At 73.6% G+C, this 17640-nt stretch carries 15 protein-coding genes; 7 read left to right on the top strand and 8 right to left on the bottom strand.

Annotation, left to right across the window (positions count from 1 at the left end; genetic code table 11):
* Positions 1-27: 27 nt before the first annotated feature.
* Genes MF672_RS15540 through MF672_RS15530 form a run of 3 tightly spaced genes read left to right on the top strand, consistent with a single transcriptional unit; the run spans position 28 to position 3436 of the window.
* Positions 28-723: a polysaccharide deacetylase family protein gene (locus MF672_RS15540; RefSeq protein WP_242371995.1), complete on the top strand. Its 696-nt coding sequence runs from the start codon at positions 28-30 to the stop codon at positions 721-723.
* Positions 724-774: 51 nt separating this feature from the next.
* Positions 775-2277 (top strand): hypothetical protein, encoded by a 1503-nt coding sequence (locus tag MF672_RS15535; protein WP_242371996.1) that lies wholly within the window; start codon positions 775-777, stop codon positions 2275-2277.
* Positions 2278-2302: 25 nt separating this feature from the next.
* Positions 2303-3436 carry a carboxylate-amine ligase gene (locus tag MF672_RS15530; RefSeq protein WP_242371998.1) on the top strand — a complete coding sequence of 378 codons (1134 nt, stop codon included), beginning with the start codon at positions 2303-2305 and terminating at the stop codon, positions 3434-3436.
* A 31-nt stretch (positions 3437-3467) separates the two neighbouring features.
* Here the strand turns inward: MF672_RS15530 and MF672_RS15525 are convergent, their stop codons facing one another.
* From MF672_RS15525 to MF672_RS15515, 3 genes are read right to left on the bottom strand one after another with little or no spacing between them, the layout of a single operon-like run.
* Positions 3468-3926, bottom strand: coding sequence for a response regulator (locus MF672_RS15525; protein ID WP_242372000.1), 459 nt, complete (start codon positions 3924-3926; stop codon positions 3468-3470).
* Complete coding sequence (locus MF672_RS15520) at positions 3923-5506, bottom strand: sensor histidine kinase (RefSeq protein WP_242372002.1); 1584 nt, start codon at positions 5504-5506, stop codon at positions 3923-3925. Before MF672_RS15520 ends, MF672_RS15525 begins: the two co-directional genes overlap by 4 nt.
* 37 nt (positions 5507-5543) lie before the next feature.
* On the bottom strand, positions 5544-6722 hold the full coding sequence (locus tag MF672_RS15515) for a PP2C family protein-serine/threonine phosphatase (protein WP_242372004.1): 1179 nt from the start codon (positions 6720-6722) through the stop codon (positions 5544-5546).
* A 298-nt stretch (positions 6723-7020) separates the two neighbouring features.
* On the opposite strand from MF672_RS15515, the gene MF672_RS15510 reads away from it, so the two are divergent.
* The gene (locus MF672_RS15510; protein ID WP_242372006.1) at positions 7021-7542 is read left to right on the top strand and encodes a hypothetical protein; all 522 of its coding nucleotides are present in this window, start codon (positions 7021-7023) and stop codon (positions 7540-7542) included.
* A 10-nt stretch (positions 7543-7552) separates the two neighbouring features.
* Here the strand turns inward: MF672_RS15510 and guaA are convergent, their stop codons facing one another.
* Positions 7553-9100, bottom strand: coding sequence for a glutamine-hydrolyzing GMP synthase (guaA, locus tag MF672_RS15505; protein WP_242372008.1), 1548 nt, complete (start codon positions 9098-9100; stop codon positions 7553-7555).
* Positions 9101-9197: 97 nt separating this feature from the next.
* On the opposite strand from guaA, the gene MF672_RS15500 reads away from it, so the two are divergent.
* On the top strand, positions 9198-10178 hold the full coding sequence (locus MF672_RS15500) for a hypothetical protein (protein ID WP_242372009.1): 981 nt from the start codon (positions 9198-9200) through the stop codon (positions 10176-10178).
* 3 nt (positions 10179-10181) lie between these two features.
* Here the strand turns inward: MF672_RS15500 and MF672_RS15495 are convergent, their stop codons facing one another.
* Positions 10182-11879 (bottom strand): right-handed parallel beta-helix repeat-containing protein, encoded by a 1698-nt coding sequence (locus MF672_RS15495; RefSeq protein WP_242372010.1) that lies wholly within the window; start codon positions 11877-11879, stop codon positions 10182-10184.
* Between the two features lie 63 nt (positions 11880-11942).
* Between MF672_RS15495 and MF672_RS51360 the strand changes: the two genes are divergently transcribed.
* Positions 11943-13334, top strand: a complete 1392-nt coding sequence (locus MF672_RS51360) for a TetR/AcrR family transcriptional regulator (RefSeq protein ID WP_308210499.1) — start codon at positions 11943-11945, stop codon at positions 13332-13334.
* Between the two features lie 46 nt (positions 13335-13380).
* On the opposite strand, the gene MF672_RS15480 is transcribed toward MF672_RS51360, so the two are convergent.
* The gene (locus MF672_RS15480) at positions 13381-14346 is read right to left on the bottom strand and encodes an SDR family NAD(P)-dependent oxidoreductase (protein WP_242372011.1); all 966 of its coding nucleotides are present in this window, start codon (positions 14344-14346) and stop codon (positions 13381-13383) included.
* A 10-nt stretch (positions 14347-14356) separates the two neighbouring features.
* Positions 14357-15850 carry a DUF885 family protein gene (locus MF672_RS15475; protein WP_242372012.1) on the bottom strand — a complete coding sequence of 498 codons (1494 nt, stop codon included), beginning with the start codon at positions 15848-15850 and terminating at the stop codon, positions 14357-14359.
* A gap of 88 nt (positions 15851-15938) precedes the next feature.
* Here MF672_RS15475 and MF672_RS15470 point away from each other — a divergent pair, with 88 nt between their 5' ends.
* Positions 15939-16682, top strand: coding sequence for a GNAT family N-acetyltransferase (locus tag MF672_RS15470; protein ID WP_242372013.1), 744 nt, complete (start codon positions 15939-15941; stop codon positions 16680-16682).
* 25 nt (positions 16683-16707) lie between these two features.
* Here MF672_RS15470 and MF672_RS15465 read toward each other — a convergent pair whose 3' ends face one another.
* Positions 16708-17637, bottom strand: coding sequence for a hypothetical protein (locus MF672_RS15465; protein ID WP_242372014.1), 930 nt, complete (start codon positions 17635-17637; stop codon positions 16708-16710).
* Between the last annotated feature and the right edge of the window lie 3 nt (positions 17638-17640).

Here is a 17640-nt window from a genome sequence, read left to right as displayed (position 1 = left end):
GGATCGCGTTGGCTCTAGGCTTTGCTTGTGGTGATTCACGCCCTCCTCGCCGCGGCCTTGACGCTGACGCCCGCCGCCGCCCCGCAAGCCCCGCAGGCGGCCCAAGCGCGGGTGGACTGCGCCCGGGTGAAGTGCCTCGCGCTGACCTTCGACGACGGCCCCGGCGAGCACACGCCCGAGCTGCTGAAGGTGCTCCGCAAGGCGAACGCCAAGGCCACGTTCTTCCTGGTCGGCAAGCAGGTCGAACGGCGGCCGAAGATCGCCAGGCAGACGCTCGCCCAGGGGCACGCGATCGGCGACCACACCTACTCGCACACCTCGCTCCCGCGCCTGCTGGACGAGGAGATCAGCGAGGAGATCCGGCTGGGCAAGGAGGTCATCGAGAAGGCGACGGGCCACCGGCCGACGATGTTCCGCCCGCCGTACGGGCACACCGACGAGCGCGTGCTGCGCGCCGCCGAGGAGGCGGACCTCGCGCAGGTCCTCTGGACCGGCACCACGCTCGACTGGTCGCTGCGCGACGCCGACAAGATCACCGCGAAGGTGCTGAAGCTGGCCAGGCGCAACGGCGTGATCCTCATGCACGACACGGTCCCCGCCACCGTCAAGGCCATGCCGGGCATCCTCAAGGAGCTGCGCAAGCAGGGCTACCACCTCGTCACGGTGCCGACGCTGCTCCGCGGCACCGGCAGGGCGCTGGAGCCCGGGGTGAGCTACCCCTAGACCCGGCCCAGGCCCTACACCCCGGACGTCCAGCCCCGGATTGCGAGCGACATGGGGAGCGACACCGCAGCGGCGAGCGTCGCCCGGCCCCCTCGGCCGTGGCCGGCGCTGGGCACGTTCCTCGCCGTGCAGGCGGTGCTGGGCTGCTGGTGGGCGGCCTTCTATCCCGGCCTGTTCAGCCGCGACTCGGTGCTGTACCTGAGCCACACGGTCGTCGGCCCGTGGGTGAGCGACCACTCGGTGCTCTACGACGCGATCATGTGGCTGAGCTTCACCGAGACGGGCGACCTGGGCGCGGTCACGTTCGCGCAGACCACGGCCATGGCGGGGGCGCTGACGTTCCTGGCGCAGTCGCTGAAGGCGCTGGGCGCGCCACGCCGGCTCACCACGGCGGTCGTGGTGCTGATGCCGCTGGCGCCGCCCGTGGGGGCGTTCACGGTCACGTTGTGGAAGGACGTGCCGTTCACGATCTGCGCGGTGGCGGTCGCGGGCGTGTGCGCGCGGTTCGCGGCGGCGCGGCGGGTGAGCGGGCCGGGGCTCGCCGCGCTGGGGGCGCTGTCGCTGGCGCTCGGGCTGTTCCGGGCGAACGGCTTCCTGGTGGTGGGCGTGGCCGTGGTGGCGCTGCTCGTCGTGCTCCGGGCCCGGCGGCTGCGGCTGCTGCTGGTCGGCACGGTCGCGGCGGCGCTCCCGCTGCTGCTGACGAACGTGGTGCTCCCCCAGGTCGGCATCGCGGCCCCGGCCAAGACGTACGTGTACCACACGGCCTTCGGCGACCTCGCGGTGGCCTTCAGGGACCGGCCCGCGCTGTTCCGCGCCGAGGACCGGGCGCTGCTGGAGTCGGTGGCGCCGCTGGACCGCTGGTGGTGGGGCGGCACCTGCTACACGATCAACACGCTGATCTGGCGCGAGGACTTCAGCTGGCCGCAGGCCGACGCGCACGCCGGCGAGCTGCTGGCCCTGTGGCGGCGGCTGCTGACCGAGGACCCCGGGCTGGTCGTGGACGCCCGGCTCTGCCGCGGGGCGATCGCGTGGCGGCCGGTGGGCGATCCGCGGTTCACGGGCGGCGGCACGTACCGCTTCTCGCTGCGGCCGACGGCCGACACCTACGTCGGCCCCGGCAAGGTGGCCGACTTCCCCGGCCGGTGGGTGTTCTCGCTGCGGCCGCTGTCGCACGAGCTGTACCAGGTGGCCGGCCCCTGGCTGACCGGGTCGCTGGCCCCCGAGTACGACTGGGCGCTGTGGCGCGGCGCGTCGTGGGCGTACCTGTCGTACCTGGCGGTCGCGCTCGGCGCGGCGGCCCGGCGCAACCGGTACGTGCTGGGCGTGGCGGCCGTGGTCGCCGGGCAGCAGCTCGCGGTCCTGGCCAACATCTCGGCGCAGGACTTCCGGTACATGGCCTCGCCGATCCTCATCGGGGTGCTGCTGGTGCCCCTGCTGCTGGGCAGCGCGGGGCGGCTCGCGCGCGCCGCGGCCCGCCGCGCGGCCCGGTGGCGGCCGGGCAATGCGCTGGCCAGGTGCAAAAGGCTCATTTCTGGAAAGAGGACCGCTTCGTGAACCGGGCGTAGAGGCGGGAGACATCATGTCAGGCTGGACAGGACCCTTGACGGTGGGCGTCGAGGAGGAGTTCCACATCGTGGACCTGCGGACCAGGCACCTTTCGACCCGCTCAGGGCCGCTGCTGGACATCCTGCCGAAGGGCCGCTTCTCGGAGGAGCTGCAGCGTTCCACGATCGAGGCCAACAGCGAGCCGTTCGCCCGCCTGGAGGACCTCGGCAAGGACCTGTGCGAGCTGCGCGGCCTGGTCATCCAGGCGGCGCACGAGCTGGGGCTCGGCATCGTGGCGGCCGGCACCGTGCCGCTGGCCGACAAGTCGCGCATGAAGGTGTCGGACGACCCGCGCTACGAGCGCATGCTGGACGACTACCAGCTGCTCACCCGCGAGCAGCTGATCTGCGGCACGCAGGTGCACGTCCAGGTCGAGGACAAGGACCTGGCGACGGCGGTGGCGCACAGCGTGACGCCGTGGCTGCCGCCGCTGCTGGCGTTGTCGTGCAGCTCGCCGTTCTGGTTCGGCGAGGACACCGGGTACGCCAGCTACCGGACGCTGGTGTGGCAGCGCTGGCCCACGTCCGGCCCGATGACCAAGTTCGACTCGGCGGCCGACTACGAGCGCATGGTCCAGGACCTCATCCAGGCCGGCACGATCACCGACCCCGGGATGATCTACTACGACGTGCGGCCGTCCGCGCACGTGCCGACCGTCGAGCTGCGGGTCTGCGACTCCTGCCCGCGGGTGGACGACATCGTGCTCATCGCCGGGCTGTTCCGCGCGCTGGTCACCAGGGAGCTGGCGGCGGTGCGGCGGGACCCGTACCGGGAGATGCAGCTCGAACCGGTGCGCGCGGCCACCTGGCAGGCCACCCGCTCGGGCCTGGAGGGCGACCTCGTCGACCCGGTCGAGGGCGTGCCGAGAGCCGCCGCCGAGGTGTTCAGGAACCTGGTGGACGGGCTGCGGCCGGAGCTGGAGGAGACGGGCGACTGGGAGCTGATCTCCGAGCTGACGCGGGAGGCGCTGGCGCGGGGCAGCTCGGCCGCCCGGCAGCGGCGCGCGTACGAGCGGGAGGGCCGGCTGTCCGACGTCGTGGACCTGCTGCTCGACGAGACGCGGCAGTGCGTCGACGACGGCCCGTCGTCCTACCGGCCGGCCGCCTGAGCCGGCCCGGCCCCTCGCCGTCGGACGAGGGTCAGGCGCCGCCCGGCGTCTGCAGGCGGCCGGGCAGCCGGACGACCGTGACGAAGAACTCGTCGATCTGGCGGATGACGGCCAGGAACCGCTCCAGATCGACGGGTTTGGTCACGTACGCGTTGGCGAAAAGGTCGTAGCTGCGCAGGATGTCCTCCTCGGCGGAGGAGGTCGTGAGGACGACGACGGGAATCGCGCGCAGGTCGGGATCACCCTTGATCTTCTCCAGGACCTGGCGCCCGTCGTACTTCGGCAGGTTGAGGTCGAGCAGGATGAGGTCGGGACGGGGCGCCTCGGCGTACTCGCCGCGCCGGTAGACGAAGTCCAGCGCCTCCAGGCCGTCCCTGACGACGTGGAGGTTGTTCTGGATCTTGTTGTCCTCGAACGCCTCTCGGGTGATCAGCTCGTCGCCGGGGTCGTCCTCGACGAGGAGCACTTCGATGGCCTGCGGAGTGGTCATGAGTCGCTTTCCGAAACGGGATCAAGGGCCGGGTCAGGCAAAGTGAAGCAGATGCGGGTGCCGCCGGTGTAGCCGGTGTCGAGCCAGATGCGGCCGCCGTGGTTCTCCACGATCTTCCGGCACATCGCCAGGCCGATGCCGGTGCCGCCGTAGGTCTCGCGGTTGTGCAGGCGCTGGAAGATGACGAAGACCTTCTCGGCGAACTCGGGCTCGATGCCGATGCCGTTGTCCGACACCGACAGCAGCCACTCGCCCTGCTCGCCGCGTACGCACTCGACGCGGATCTCGGGGCGCTCGCCCGCGCGGCGGAACTTGATGGCGTTGCCCAGCAGGTTCTGCCAGAGCAGGCCGAGCAGGGTGCGGTCGCCCGTCACGGTCGGCAGGTCGTCGGGGCGCTCGACGCGGGCGTCCGACTCCTCGACCGCCGTGGACAGGTCGTCGAGCGCCTTGTCGAGCGCGTCGTCGAGGTCGACCGGCTTGCGGTCGTCGTACATGCGGCCGACCCGGGAGAAGCTGAGCAGGTCGTTGATGAGCACCTGCATGCGGGTGGCGCCGTCCACCGCGAAGTGGATGTACTGGGCGCCGCGCTCGTCCAGCACCGAGCCGTAGCGCTTCTGCAGGAGCTGGCAGAACGTGGCGATCTTGCGCAGCGGCTCCTGGAGGTCGTGCGAGGCCACGTAGGCGAACTGCTCCAGCTCGGCGTTGGAGCGGCGCAGCTCGACCGCCTGCGCGTCGAGGTCGGCGGTCTGGGCGCGCAGCAGGCCCTGGGCCTCGTGGGACTCCTGGAGCGCGCGCACCAGCCTGGTGCGCATCAGGTCCACGTCGCGGGACAGCTCGCGGATGTCGGCCGGGCCCCGCTCCGGGATGGGGTGGCCGAAGTCGCCGGTCGCGACGTGCCGGGAGGCGACGCGCAGCTCGTCCAGCGGGCGGCCGATCGCGCGGCGCAGCAGCACCGCGATCGCGATGCCGGCCAGCAGGAACAGCACGACCATGGCCACGAAGGCCCAGTTGCGGATGCGCTGCGCCCGGTCCAGCTCGCTCTGCGCGGCGGTGCGGGCCCGGGTCAGCTCCGCCGAGAGCCGGTCGAGCCGCGCGCGGATGGCGTCGAAGCTCTGCTTGCCGCCCTCGTTGCCGGCGGCGGTGACGGTGGCGTCGTCCTGTTTGGCGGCGATCGCGGGCTGGGCGTAGTCGCGCCGCCACGCCTCGGCCGCGGCGCGGACCGCGCCGACGTCCGCGACCAGCCCCGGGCGGTCCTTGAGCAGGTCCGCGATGCGGCCGCCGCTGCGTTGCTCGGCGCGCACCCCCTCGCTGTACGGCTCCAGGAAGTCGCGCCGCCCGGTCAGCAGGTAGCCGCGGACGCCGGTCTCCTGGTCGAGCAGGGCGTTCTCCAGTTGCGCGGCCTCGACCCTGGCCGGGGAGATGCCCTCGATGAGCTGGTTCGACAGGCGGGCGGTGCGGTCGAGCATGACCGTGGCGACGACGGCGCAGGCGATCACCAGGATCGCGACGACCGCCAGCACGGCGACGAACCAGGCGTGGACGGTCAGGCGGCGCCAGCCGCGCGGAGGGGTGTCGTTCACAGGTCGTCTCTCGGAGGGGGTGGACTCGGGGCGAGGATCACAGATCGTCGTTCCAGCGCAGGTGGACCACGGCGAGGTCGTCGGCGGCGGTCTCGGGGGCGGCCGTCTCGACGTCCTCGACGAGCGCGTCGAGGAAGCGCTCTCCGTCGAGGTGCGCGCGTTTCCTGGCCAGCTCCAGCAGGCCCTCCTCGCCCAGCCACCGGGGCGGCTCGCCCGGCAGGCGGCGCTCGAACAGGCCGTCGGTGAACAACGTCAGCCCGCCGCCCGGCGGCAGCTCCATCACGTGCTGCTCCCAGTCGCCGTCGATCGGCAGCCCGAGCGCGGGCCCCTGCGCCGGCTCGGACAGGGTGACCCCCTCCGGCGTGTGGACGAACATGCCCGGGTGGCCGGCGCGCCAGAGGCGCACCGTCCGCCGGTCCGGCTCCAGCACCAGCGTGGACATCGTCACGAAGATCTCGGGGCTGGGCCGCTCGGCGGCCAGGATGCGTTCGAGCTGGCGCAGCAGCGCGCCGCCCTCCAATCCGGTCAGCACGAGCGCGCGCCAGGCGATGCGCAGGCACACGCCGAGCGCCGCCTCGTCGGGGCCGTGGCCGCAGACGTCGCCGATCACCGCGTGCACGATCTTGTCGTCGGACTCGACGACGTCGAAGAAGTCGCCGCCGAGGGTCTGGGAGCCGCGGCTGGCCTGGTAGCGCGAGGCCACCTGGATCGGCATGGACTGCAGCAGCGGGGTGGGCAGCAGGCCGCGCTCCAGGCGGGCGTTCTCCTTGGCGCGCACGCGCTCGGCGTGCAGCGCCACCGCCGCCTGCTCGGCCTGCTTGCGCTGCATCGCGTAGCGCAGCGCGCGGCCCAGCCATTCGGCCTCCACCCGGCCCTTGACCAGGTAGTCCTGGGCGCCGGCGGTCACCGCGGCGAGGCCGGCCTGCTCCTCGGCGAGGCCCGTCAGCACGACGACGGCGGCGTCGCCGGCCTCCTCCAGCACGGCCGGCAGCGCCGAGAACGCGTAGGCGTCGGGCAGGTCGAGGTCGAGCAGCACGCATTGGGGCCGCAGCCGCCGCAGCGCCTGCCGCGCCTCCTTCACCGAGCGTGCCCATTCCAGGCGTACGGCCAGGCCGCTGTCCTCCAGCAGCTCGCGCACGATCAGCGCGTCCTGTGGATCGTCCTCCACGAGCAGGACCAGCGGCACCCAGCCGTCATGCTCACCAGCGTGGGCCATACAGGCGTTTCTTCCTTCCCGCCCGCGCCAGATGCCTTACGCACCGGACGGCGCCTCAGGCGTCCCGTCACCAACCTGGTTGCGGAGTTGGCGCAGAGCCAGCTTCTCTTCCCCCCATTCTCACGGATATGCGTACGGGGGCTGATCGATTTTGCTCGAACGAGACTCCTTCTCACGTTCGTTCGCTGTCAGCGGCGGCCCGGGGCCGTGACAGCGGCCTGGCAGCGCGCGGTCAGGGCCGCCCGGCATCGTCTTCCTCGTCAGGACGACCGCCCGCCTTACTGAAGGAGAACCCGCCATGATGACGTTCGCCGCCGTGCTGCAGCTCCTCGTCGCTCTCTCGTTCGTGTCGATCCCGCTGGTCCGGCACCGCTACGGGCCCCGGGCCACCGACGCGGCCCACGCGGAGCTGCGGCGTCAGGGCGTCTCCCCCGGCGTCCTCGCCGACAACGGGATGCGCTTCGACGCGAGCGGCCACGAGAGCGCCGTGCCCGTCGCGGTCGCCCTGGTCATGACCGCGCTCGCGGTGCTCAACCTGACCGGCAGCCCCCTGGGCGGCACCCTGTCGTGGGCGCTCCAGCCGGTCGTGCTGGCCGGCAACCTGGTGATCCTCTACAGCCAGCTCACCGCCGCCAGGTCGGTGGAGGCCGCCTTCGCCCGCAAGGGCGACCCCGAGCTGGCCAGGATCGACGTGCGGGCGCTGCTGCGGGCGGCCGAGAGCGGCTTCCCGTCCTGGGTGATGCCGGGGCTGCAGAACGTCCGGCACGCCCTGGTGATGGGCGGCTCGGCGCTCGTCCTGCTCGCCCTCGCCCTTGCCTAGGCCGCCCGGGTCACTCCCACTCGATGGTGCCCGGGGGCTTGCTCGTCACGTCGAGGACGACGCGGTTGATCTCGCGGACCTCGTTCGTGATGCGGGTGGAGATGCGGGAGAGCACGTCGTACGGGACGCGCGACCAGTCGGCGGTCATCGCGTCTTCGGAGGTGACCGGCCGCAGCACCACCGGGTGGCCGTAGGTGCGGCCGTCGCCCTGCACGCCGACCGAGCGGACGTCGGCCAGCAGCACCACCGGGCACTGCCAGATCTGCCGGTCGAGGCCGGCGCGCGACAGCTCCTCGCGGGCGATCGCGTCGGCCTCGCGCAGGATCTCCAGGCGCTCGCGGGTGACCTCGCCGACGATGCGGATGCCGAGCCCCGGACCGGGGAACGGCTGCCGCCACACCATCGCGGCGGGCAGGCCCAGCTCCTCGCCGGCCCGGCGCACCTCGTCCTTGAACAGCGCCCGCAGCGGCTCCACCAGCGTGAACTGCAGATCCTCCGGCAGGCCGCCGACGTTGTGGTGGGACTTGATGTTGGCGGTGCCGGTGCCGCCGCCCGACTCGACGACGTCGGGGTAGAGCGTGCCCTGCACGAGGAAGTCGACCGGGCCGTCGGCCATGATGGCGCGCTGCTCGTCCTCGAAGACGCGGATGAACTCACGCCCGATGATCTTGCGCTTCTCCTCGGGGTCGGTGACGCCCTCCAGCGCCTTGAGGAACCGCTCGGCCGCGTCGACCACCCGCAGCTTGACCCCGGTGGCGGCGACGAAGTCGCGCTCCACCTGCTCGGCCTCGCCCTTGCGCAGCAGGCCGTGGTCGACGAAGACGCAGGTCAGCCGGTCGCCGATGGCCCGCTGCACGATCGCCGCGGCCACCGCGGAGTCGACCCCGCCGGACAGCGCGCAGATCGCCCGGCCCTCGCCCACCTGGCGGCGGACGGTCTCGACGGACTCCTCGACGATGTTGAGCATCGTCCAGCTCGGCCGGCAGCCGGCCGCGTCGAGGAAGTGCTTGAGCACCGCCTGGCCGTGCTCGGAGTGCAGCACCTCGGGGTGGAACTGCACGCCGTACAGGCCGCGGCCGGGGTGCTCGAAGGCCGCGACCGGGGTCTCGCCCGTGGAGGCGGTGACCGTGAAGCCCTCGGGGGCGGCCGAGACGCTGTCGCCGTGGGACATCCAGACCTTCTGGCTGGCCGGCAGCCCGGCGAAGATGACGCCCTCGTCCAGCACGTCGAGCGAGGTGCCGCCGTACTCGGCCACGCCGGTGCGGGCGACCGTGCCGCCGAGCGCCTGCGCCATCGCCTGGAAGCCGTAACAGATGCCGAACGTGGGCACGCCGGTGGAGAACAGCCCGTGCGGCACCGGCGGCGCGCCCTCGGCGTAGACGGACGAGGGACCGCCGGACAGGATGATGGCCTTGGGGTTCTTGGCCATCATCTCCTCGACGGGCATCGTCGAGGGGACGATCTCGGAGTAGACGTGGCACTCGCGCACCCGCCTGGCGATGAGCTGCGCGTACTGTGCGCCGAAGTCGACCACCAGCACCGTGTCGAATTCTGACACCGAGAGAACCCCCCAAAGGCGACGTGCGGTGAGTCCAGTCTATCGGCCCCGGGTATTACGCCTGGCCTGCCGCCGCCTCTCGTGCTAACACAGAACGATGGATCTTGTCTGGCCGGCGGCCGCCTGGGCTCTCTGGGCCGCCATCCTGGCGGTCGCCCTCGGGGTGGCCGGCCGGGAGCGGCCTGCCGGGTCCCCCGCGCCCGCCGGCCCCGGGCGGCCGGTCCCGCAGGCGGTGGCCGAGCTGCTGCGCGGGATGCGGGCGCAGGAGGTGTTCCACACGACGCTGTTCGAGCTGGCCGAGCTGGGGCGGGCGCGGGTGGACGGCGACCTGCTCTCCCTCACGGACGGCCCCGGCCCCTCCCTCACGGACGGCCCCGGCCCCTCCCCGGCGGACGGCCCCGGGGAGCCGCCGGCGGCGTACCAGCGGTGGGCGCTGGACCGGGTGCGCGAGCGCATGGCGGGCGCGGGCGAGCTGCGCGTCGTCGCCCTCATGCCGGACGGGGCCGCGCTGGAGGGCGACTTCCTGCCCCTCGTCCAGCGGCACGCGATCGACCTGGGGCTGGCCCGGCGGCGGTGGCCCAGCATGATCGTGCCGGTGGTGCTGGCGGTCGCGCTCGTCGTCCCGTGGTTCGCCACCGTCGCCCGGGCGGGGGTGTCGTGGCTGGGCGGCATCGCGACGATGGTGTCGTTCGTGGCGGGCGGGAGCCTGCTGCTGGGCGGGCGGGGGTTCCTGCTCACGGCGAGCGGGCGGGAGGTCGCGGAGACCGTCCCGCCGGCCTCGGGGCATGAGTGGATCTTCACGGGCAGCGGCTGGCGGGGGGCCGCCGTCGAGCCCGCCGGGCCCGCCGCGGGCGCGCCCCGGCGGCGGGAGGTCATCGGGCACGTGGTCAAGCGCTGGTACGACGCCGAGCGGCGGGCCCGGTTCATCGCGCTGCACGACGGGCGGTCGGAGTGGGCGGAGGCGTTCGCGGTGGAGCCGGGGATCTACAAGGACGTGCTGCCGGGCGACTGCGTGCGGCTGCTGGTGCGGCGCGACGGGGAGGTGGTCCGGGTCCTGACGCACGAGCGGCACTGGTGATGCTCAGGAGCGGCGGCGGCCTGCCCGCGCGCGGATGGCGGCGGTGGCGGCGGCCAGCTCGCTCGCGTCCTTGATGGTGCGGTTGTCCTCGTACGTGACCCCGTCCGGCGGGCTGTCGTGGCCCAGCGGGTCGGCGTCCCAGATGTTGCCGCGGAACACCACGTGCTCCAGCGGCGGCCCGACGTGCAGCACCGCGGTGTTGTCCGCGCGCACGACGACGTTCTCCGTCACCGTCGCCCACGCCGCGCCGTAGTCGAGGTAGAGGCCGAAGTTGTACGGCGTCCGCGTGTCCTCGATGACGTTGCCCCGCACCACCGCCCCGTCCTCGAACGAGCCGCCCTGCACCCCGCTCAGGTAGACGCCGCCGCCGTCGGCCAGCACGCGCATGGTGTCGGCGGTGCGGTTGCGCAGGATCTGGGCGCCCCTTCCCGGCCCGACGACGATGCCGCAGTGCGGCACGTCGGTGACCTCGTTGTGGGCGATCAGGCAGCCGTGCGCGGCGGTGACGGCGATGCCGGGCGAGCCGCTGTGGTCGAGCCCGATGTGGCGCACCAGGTTGTCCTCGATCGCGACGTCGCGCCCGCCGGTCACCACGACGCCGCCGGCGGACAGGGTGTCGAACGTGCAGCCGCGCACCGCGACCTCCGAGCCGCCGGTGATGCTGAGCCCGGAGGCCCCCAGTCGGGTGAACCGGCATCCTTCCACCGCCACCGCGTCCGCGTCGTCGATCGCCACGCAGGCGGGAATCGTCACGGACGCGGTGGGATACGTCACGGACGCCCCCTCGCCGAGCACCGCCGTCGCCACGCCGCCGCCCTCGTAGTAGCCGCTGCCGTGGTAGTGCACGAACCCCTGCTCGGGGCCCAGCCAGGTGGCGTCGGCGAACACCAGCCCTCGGAACGTCACCTGCCGCGCGCCCTCGACGCCGGCCAGCCGCTCCAGCGCGGGCGCGACGACCGCCGTGCGCTCCGGGTGCTCGCCCGGCCGCGGCAGGTAACGCAGGACGTGCCGGCCGGGGCGGGAGCGGTCGAGCACCCAGGTGCCGGGCTCGCGCAGGAAGCTCGGGTCGTTCTCGATGCGGGTGGGCAGGCCGGGGCCGCGCTGGGTCGTGCCGGCCCACGTCGAGTTGTACAGCTCCAGCGCCCGGTCGAAGGCGGGGCGGGCCATGGTGATCATGGTCGAGCCGTCGTCGGTGGTCACGCCGGCCACCTTCAGGCGTGCCTCGGACCAGGGGTAGACGCCGCGGTGGACGAACTCCACGTCCTGCGGGCTCTGCCAGGCGAGCCGGGCGTCGGTGACGTAACCGGTGTCGGTCGCGCGGGCCGCGCCCGGCAGCGCGTCGATCGAGGCGCGGGCGGCCCTGCGGCCGTCCACGTAGAGCTGGCGGGTGTCGAGGTCGCCGACGTCGGCCGTCCAGACGCCGCCGGCCACGCGCCAGCCGGTGATCGTCCGGCCGCCGCTGATCATCGGGGCCTCCTGGCCGGCGGTGCCGTACGCGTGGGCCTGGAGGACGAGACCGGAGTCGGCCTCGGTGAGCCGCAGCGGCTCGGTCAGCACGTGCGTCCCGCCGCGCAACGACACGACGGCCGGGCCCGGGGCCTGCCTGGCCGCCGCGAGCGCGCGTCCGAGCGTGGCGAACGGGTGCGCGGGGGAACCGTCAGCGGAGTCGTCACCCCATGGAGCTACCTGGACGTGGAACATCTCCACCACCTTTGCTGTTTACGGTGTACACGTAGTAGTACACCATAAACAAGGGAGGCGGCAATGGCGGGACGTCCGGGGGGTGATCCCGATCGCGGGATCGAGCTGCTGTGGCGGCAGGAGGAGGAGCGGGAGCCGCGCCCCGGCCTCAGCGTGGGACGGATCGTCCGGGCCGCCGTCGAGCTGGCCGACGCCGAGGGGCTGGCGGGCCTGTCGATGCGCAAGGTCGCCGACCGGCTCGGCTTCACCACCATGTCGCTCTACCGGCACGTGCCGAGCCGCGATCACCTCGTCGACCTGATGCGCGACGAGGTCCTGGCCGAACACGCCGACGTCCGGCGCCCCCACGACGGCCACGACGGCCACGACGGGCGCACCGGTGGGGGCAGTGATGGGGGCGGCGACGGGCGGGTCGGCGGAGGCAGCGGTGGGGGTGGGGGTGGCGGCGGGGGCGTCGGATGGCGGGAACGGCTGGAGGGCGTCGCGCGGCAGGCGTGGGCGATCCGGCAGCGGCACCCCTGGCTCGCCGAGATACGCGGCACCCGCCACCTGCCCGGTCCCAACGCCGTGGCGCACTACGACTACATGCTCGGCACGCTCCTCGGCACCCCGCTCACCCCGTCCGAGGTGATCGCGGTCGTCGGCCTGGTCGGCCGCTTCGTGGACGCCGAGGCCCTGCTGCTGGTCGAGACGCAGCGCGAGGAGCGCCGCAGCGGCGTGTCCGAGGAGGAGTGGTGGGGCGGGCGCGACTCCCTGTACGCGCGCCTCGACCGCTACCCCGCCCTCTCCCACCTGTGGACGGCCGGCGGCTGGGACCACCCCGAGGACTCCTTCGAGTTCGGCCTGCGCCGCCTGCTCGACGGCGTCGAAGCCCTCATCCGCGAGCGTTACGAAAGCCGTGACGAAACTGCGGCCGGTACGCCACGGGAAGGATCCGAGGGAGGCCGGGCCCCGGAGACCGGCACACAGCCCATCGCGCAGCCGGGCCGGGAGCCCAGCCCCAAGTCGTCGGGCCGCGAGCCACTCGCGAAGTCGGGTGCGGAGTCCGGCCCGGAGTCGGGCCGCGAGTCCAGCCCGAAGCCGGGCTCGGAGCCCAGCCCGAAGCCGGGCTCGGAGCCCAGCCCGAAGCCGGGCTCGGAGCCCAGCCCGAAGCCGGGCTCGGAGCCCAGCCCGAAGCCGGGCTCGGAGCCCAGCCCGAAGCCGGGCTCGGAGCCCAGCCCGAAGCCGGGCTCGGAGCCCAGCCCGAAGCCGGGCTCGGAGCCCAGCCCGAAGCCGGGCTTGGGGTCCGGTGCCGGAGGGGGCCCGGAGTCCGGTACGGGAGGCGGCCCGTCGTCCGGTGCGGAGCCCTGTGCGGAGTGTGGGGCCGCGCTCGACCCCGCCCCGTCGGGCCGCCCCCGCGTCTACTGCTCGCGCGCCTGCCGCCAGCGCGCCTACCGGAGGCGCCACCGACCCTGACGCCCGGCCGCCCGGCTCGGCGGCCCGGTGGCCGTCAGTCGTCCGGTCAGCGCTGGAGCGGAAGGCCGCCGCGCAGCAGGACCTCGTACTGGCGGTGCAGGCGGGCGGCGTGCGCCGCGTCCGTCAGCACGAGGAACCGCTCCTCGCGGATGGCCGCCACCGCCAGCTCGGCGACCTCGGCCGGGTCGATGCCGCGCTCGGCCCGCCGGCTGACGTGCTCGCGGGCGTCCAGTTCGTCCGGCCCGGGCGTGGTGGCCAGGGTGGGCGGACGGACGCGGGCGGAGTCGGCGATCCGGGTACGGACCGCGCCGGGGCAGAGCGCGGTCACCCGGAGCTTGGCGTCGGCGGCGGCCAGGTCCTGGGCCAGGGCCAGGGAGGCGGCCAGGGCGGCGTGCTTGCTGACGGCGTACCCGCCGGAGCCGGGCGCGGCCGACAGCCCGGCCACGGACACCGTGTTGACGACGTGCCCCTCCACGTCCTGCTCGATCATGCGCGGGACGAAGGCCCGGATGCCGTGCAGGACGCCCCACAGGTTGACGCCGAGCAGCCAGGCGAAGTCCTCCTCGGTGCGCGTCCACATGTGGCCGCCCTGGTAGACGCCCGCGTTGTTGCACAGGACGTGGACGGCGCCCAGCTCGCCGAAGCAACGGTCGGCCAGGTGCGCCACGGCGGCGGCGTCGGAGACGTCGGTGATCTGCGTCCGCACCTCACCGGCCGCGCGACCGTCCGCCCACCCCGCAAGCCCACTACCCGCGAGCCCGCTACCCGCAGACCCACTACCCGCAGACCCACGCCTGCCTGCCGCCCGCGTGTCGGCGGCCGCCGGCGTCTGGGCAGCCGCCCATGACCGGGCGGCTTCCCTCGCGTACGCGGCCGTCTCCGCCAGCCCGCCGTGATCCACGTCCGCCAGCATCAGCGTCATGCCCTCGGCCGCGAACCGCAGCGCCAGAGCCCGGCCGATCCCGCTGGCCGCGCCCGTCACCACCGCCACCTTGCCGGCGAGCTCCCGCACCCGCCCGACGCTACAGGATGGCCTCCATGAGGCCCAGGGGCGGCGAACCGAGATGCAGGAGCTCCTTGTGGAAGCGCTGGAGGGTGAAGCCCGCGCCCCACTCCTTGCGGGCCCGTTCCCGCAGGTCGAGGATGAGCAGCTTGCCCCAGGTGTAGCGGCCGTAGGTCGGGTCGAACGTGGCCCGCCGGGCCTCCGACAGCGCCGCCGGCCCGAGCAGGTGCGTGTCGGACTCGAAGCGGCGCGCGCCCTCCTCGACCGTCATCTGCCCGGTGTGCACGCCGATCGCGCAGGCGAGGCGGGTGACGCGGATGAGCGCCTCCAGCCAGACGCCGATCTCGAAGCGCGGGTCGTCCGGCTCGAAGCCCTCCTCGACGCACAGCTCCTCGGCGTAGTGGGCCCAGCCCTCGATGAACGCGTTCGACATGAGCAGCCTGCGCACCTCGGACGGCGCCCGCCGCAGCGCCCGGCCGTGGGAGAAGTGCCCCGGCGCGACCTCGTGGACGTTGATCGCGGGCAGCGTCGCGTGGCTGAAGACCTCCAGCCACTCCTCCTGCTCCTGCTGCGGCCAGGACGGGTGCGGCGGGGTGATGTGGTACCAGGACGGGCCCTCGGGCTCGCCGGGCGCGTTCCACGCCATCATCGCCATCGCCCAGCTGCGCGACTCGGGCGCGGGGCCGACCAGGCATTCGCCGTCGTGGTACGGGACGAGGTCCTTCTCCTTGGTGAACGCGATCGCCTTGGCGGTGCCGATCCGGGCCGCCTCGATGACCTCGTCCGCGCTGGGGTGCTGCTTGACCAGCTCGCGCGCGACCTCCAGCGGCGGCTGCCCGGCGCGGCCCAGCTTGGCGCAGGCCTCGGCGAGCAGCGACATGAGCCGGTCGCGCTCGGCGTCGGCGCGCTCGGCCAGCCGGCCCAGGTCCACGGGCAGGCCCTCGGCGGTGCCCATGAGCTTGCTGAGCGCGTCGCCGCCGAGGGAGGCGTCGGGGTCGCCTTCGGCCGCAGCGCGTTCGAGGTGGGCGACGAGCCGGCCGTGCGCGGCCAGCGCGGCCTGGTCGCCGATGCCGGCCGACAGGCCCTGGACGGCGCCGAGCAGGGACTGCGCCACGGGGGCGGCGACCTGGTCGAGCGAGGCGATCGCGGCGTCCACAGCGTCCGGCCAGAGGGCGAGGTGGGCGGCCTTGGCCCGCGTCCGCTCCTCTTCCGGGGCGTAGTCGCGGTCGTAGCAGGCCAGTTCGAGGTTCGACAGGTGAAGCAGCGGGTTCTTGCGGTGCAGCTCCAGCTTCCCGAGTTGGAAGCGCAAGCTCTCCTCGAACACCCGCAGGTGTTCGGCGTCGTGCGCGTCGTCCGGCGCGGCGCCCTCGCCGAGCCGCGCCAGCCCGGCGCGCACACCCTCGGGCGACAGGTCCTGGACGCGGCCGTCGTACTCGTGCCTGCCGCCGTTCTCGCGCGCCTCGGCCACGATGAGGTCGGCGACCGCGCGCAGCCTGGGGTTGAGTTCTGTCATGGGCCGACGGTAGCGCACGTCGTACAGATCGCATTAAGAGGTGAAAACCACCCTCGTTTCCGTCCAGCGTGGTGTGACAATGATCGGCATGGGCCTTGCGATCACGACCCTCGCCGAGCGGCCCGAGCTCGCGCCGGCGGTGTGGCAGATGGACCATACGTGGCCGGAGTTCGTGTTCAACGACCCGCTGGCCGACCTGTTCTACCCCTTCGCCGACACCACGTACGCGGAGTACGTGCTGGTCGCCGAGGACGACACCGACCCGGGGCGGCCGGTCGCGCGAGCCTGCATGATCCCGTACCGGTCGGAGGCCGCCGAGCTGCCCGACGACGGCTGGGACGGCGTGATCCGGCTCGGCTGGCTGGCGCGCGAGCGCGGGCAGCGCCCGAACGGCGTCTCCGCGCTGGAGATCAGCGTCCGCCGCGACCAGCAGGGCAAGGGCCTGTCCGCGATCATGCTGGCGGCCATGCGCGACCGCGCCGCCCTCCTCGGCTTCGCCGAACTGGTCGCCCCGGTCCGTCCCAACCGCAAGCACCTGGAGCCCCGCACCCCCATGGCCGAGTACGCCTGGCGCACCCGCGACGACGGCCTGCCGCACGACGCCTGGCTGCGGGTGCACGTACGGGCGGGCGGGAAGATCGTCAAGGTGGCGCCGCGGTCGATGGTGGTGGCGGGCACGCTCACGGAGTGGCGCTCCTGGACCGGTCTCGCCTTCGACCGCAGCGGGGACGTGGAGGTGCCGGGGGCGCTGACCCCGGTGCGCTGCCAGGCGGAACACGACCACGCCGTGTACGTGGAACCGAACGTCTGGATCAGCCACCCGCTCTCCTGAGCGCTGCCCGTCCTCGGGCGCCCTCCTACTTCAAGGCGTCGAGCTTCAAGGCGTCGAGCAGGTCGTCGCCGTAGGGGTCACGCCCGGCGCCGACGGTGGCGGCGGGGGCCGGGACGGCGGCCTTCACGTCCCAGCTGTAGCGGGTGGCGGACTTGGCGCCCCGCATCCGGAGCGCCTGGTCCGTCCGCCACACGGTGATGACCGTGACCGGCCGGCCGCTGAGGTCGGTGTGCACGCCGTACATGAACGAGATCCTGCCGACCTGCGGGTCGAGCCGCCCGCCGAGCATGTCGCGGAACGGCTTGGACGCGCGGAACAGCGCGGCGAAGGTGGTCGTGCCGCGGTAGGCCCAGGTCTTGCCGGTGCGGCGGTTGTCGGCGTCGTGGAGCGGAGGGCCGGCCCGGTTGATGGTCGCCGTCCTGACGAGGAACTTCAGGGTGTCGACGTCGAAGGGGTCGATGATCTGGTCGCCGTAGAGCGCCGCGCCGGCGGACGCCCTGCCGAGCGCGCGCCATCCGGCGCCGCCGCCGTACGCGGGCCCGGACACGTACAGCCGGCCGCCGGCCGCCCGCACCCGGTGCACCGCCGAGGCGATCTTGACCTGGTCGGCCGCCCGCCGGTCACCGCCGGCCGCGTCCTCCTTCAGGAACCGCAGCGGGCACTCCTGGGTCACCACCTTGCGCCGCACGTCGGCGGCCACCACCCCGCCCCGGCCCAGCTTCGCCAGCCCCGTCACGACGGGCGCGTCGTCCCGCCGCCCGCACTCCCGCGTCGGCAACGCCTCCACCCGCGGATCCTCCGGCCAGCCCGCGCTGGTCCGTTGGTAGATCTTCACCGCGGCGCCCTGGCTCTGCAGCCGCTTCACGGCCGCCACCACGTCCGGGGCGCTCGCCTGCGCGGGGGCGGGCAGCGCGGTCAGCCCGAGCACGATCGCGGGTATCACTTGCCATTTCATGAT

This window comes from Actinomadura luzonensis, from assembly GCF_022664455.2.
GTDB lineage: Bacteria > Actinomycetota > Actinomycetes > Streptosporangiales > Streptosporangiaceae > Nonomuraea > Nonomuraea luzonensis.
This window is presented reverse-complemented; position numbering and strand designations above follow the sequence as displayed.

What these genes read in the sequence shown, in the direction of transcription:
- MF672_RS15525 (WP_242372000.1), bottom strand. Translation starts at nt 3,926, where the DNA reads ATGACCACTCCGCAGGCCATCGAAGTGCTCCTCGTCGAGGACGACCCC.
- MF672_RS15495 (WP_242372010.1), bottom strand. Translation starts at nt 11,879, where the DNA reads ATGTTCCACGTCCAGGTAGCTCCATGGGGTGACGACTCCGCTGACGGT.
- MF672_RS51360 (WP_308210499.1), top strand. Translation starts at nt 11,943, where the DNA reads ATGGCGGGACGTCCGGGGGGTGATCCCGATCGCGGGATCGAGCTGCTG.
- MF672_RS15530 (WP_242371998.1), top strand. Translation starts at nt 2,303, where the DNA reads ATGTCAGGCTGGACAGGACCCTTGACGGTGGGCGTCGAGGAGGAGTTC.
- MF672_RS15515 (WP_242372004.1), bottom strand. Translation starts at nt 6,722, where the DNA reads ATGGCCCACGCTGGTGAGCATGACGGCTGGGTGCCGCTGGTCCTGCTC.
- MF672_RS15510 (WP_242372006.1), top strand. Translation starts at nt 7,021, where the DNA reads ATGATGACGTTCGCCGCCGTGCTGCAGCTCCTCGTCGCTCTCTCGTTC.
- MF672_RS15470 (WP_242372013.1), top strand. Translation starts at nt 15,939, where the DNA reads ATGGGCCTTGCGATCACGACCCTCGCCGAGCGGCCCGAGCTCGCGCCG.
- MF672_RS15475 (WP_242372012.1), bottom strand. Translation starts at nt 15,850, where the DNA reads ATGACAGAACTCAACCCCAGGCTGCGCGCGGTCGCCGACCTCATCGTG.
- MF672_RS15535 (WP_242371996.1), top strand. Translation starts at nt 775, where the DNA reads ATGGGGAGCGACACCGCAGCGGCGAGCGTCGCCCGGCCCCCTCGGCCG.
- MF672_RS15465 (WP_242372014.1), bottom strand. Translation starts at nt 17,637, where the DNA reads ATGAAATGGCAAGTGATACCCGCGATCGTGCTCGGGCTGACCGCGCTG.
- MF672_RS15500 (WP_242372009.1), top strand. Translation starts at nt 9,198, where the DNA reads ATGGATCTTGTCTGGCCGGCGGCCGCCTGGGCTCTCTGGGCCGCCATC.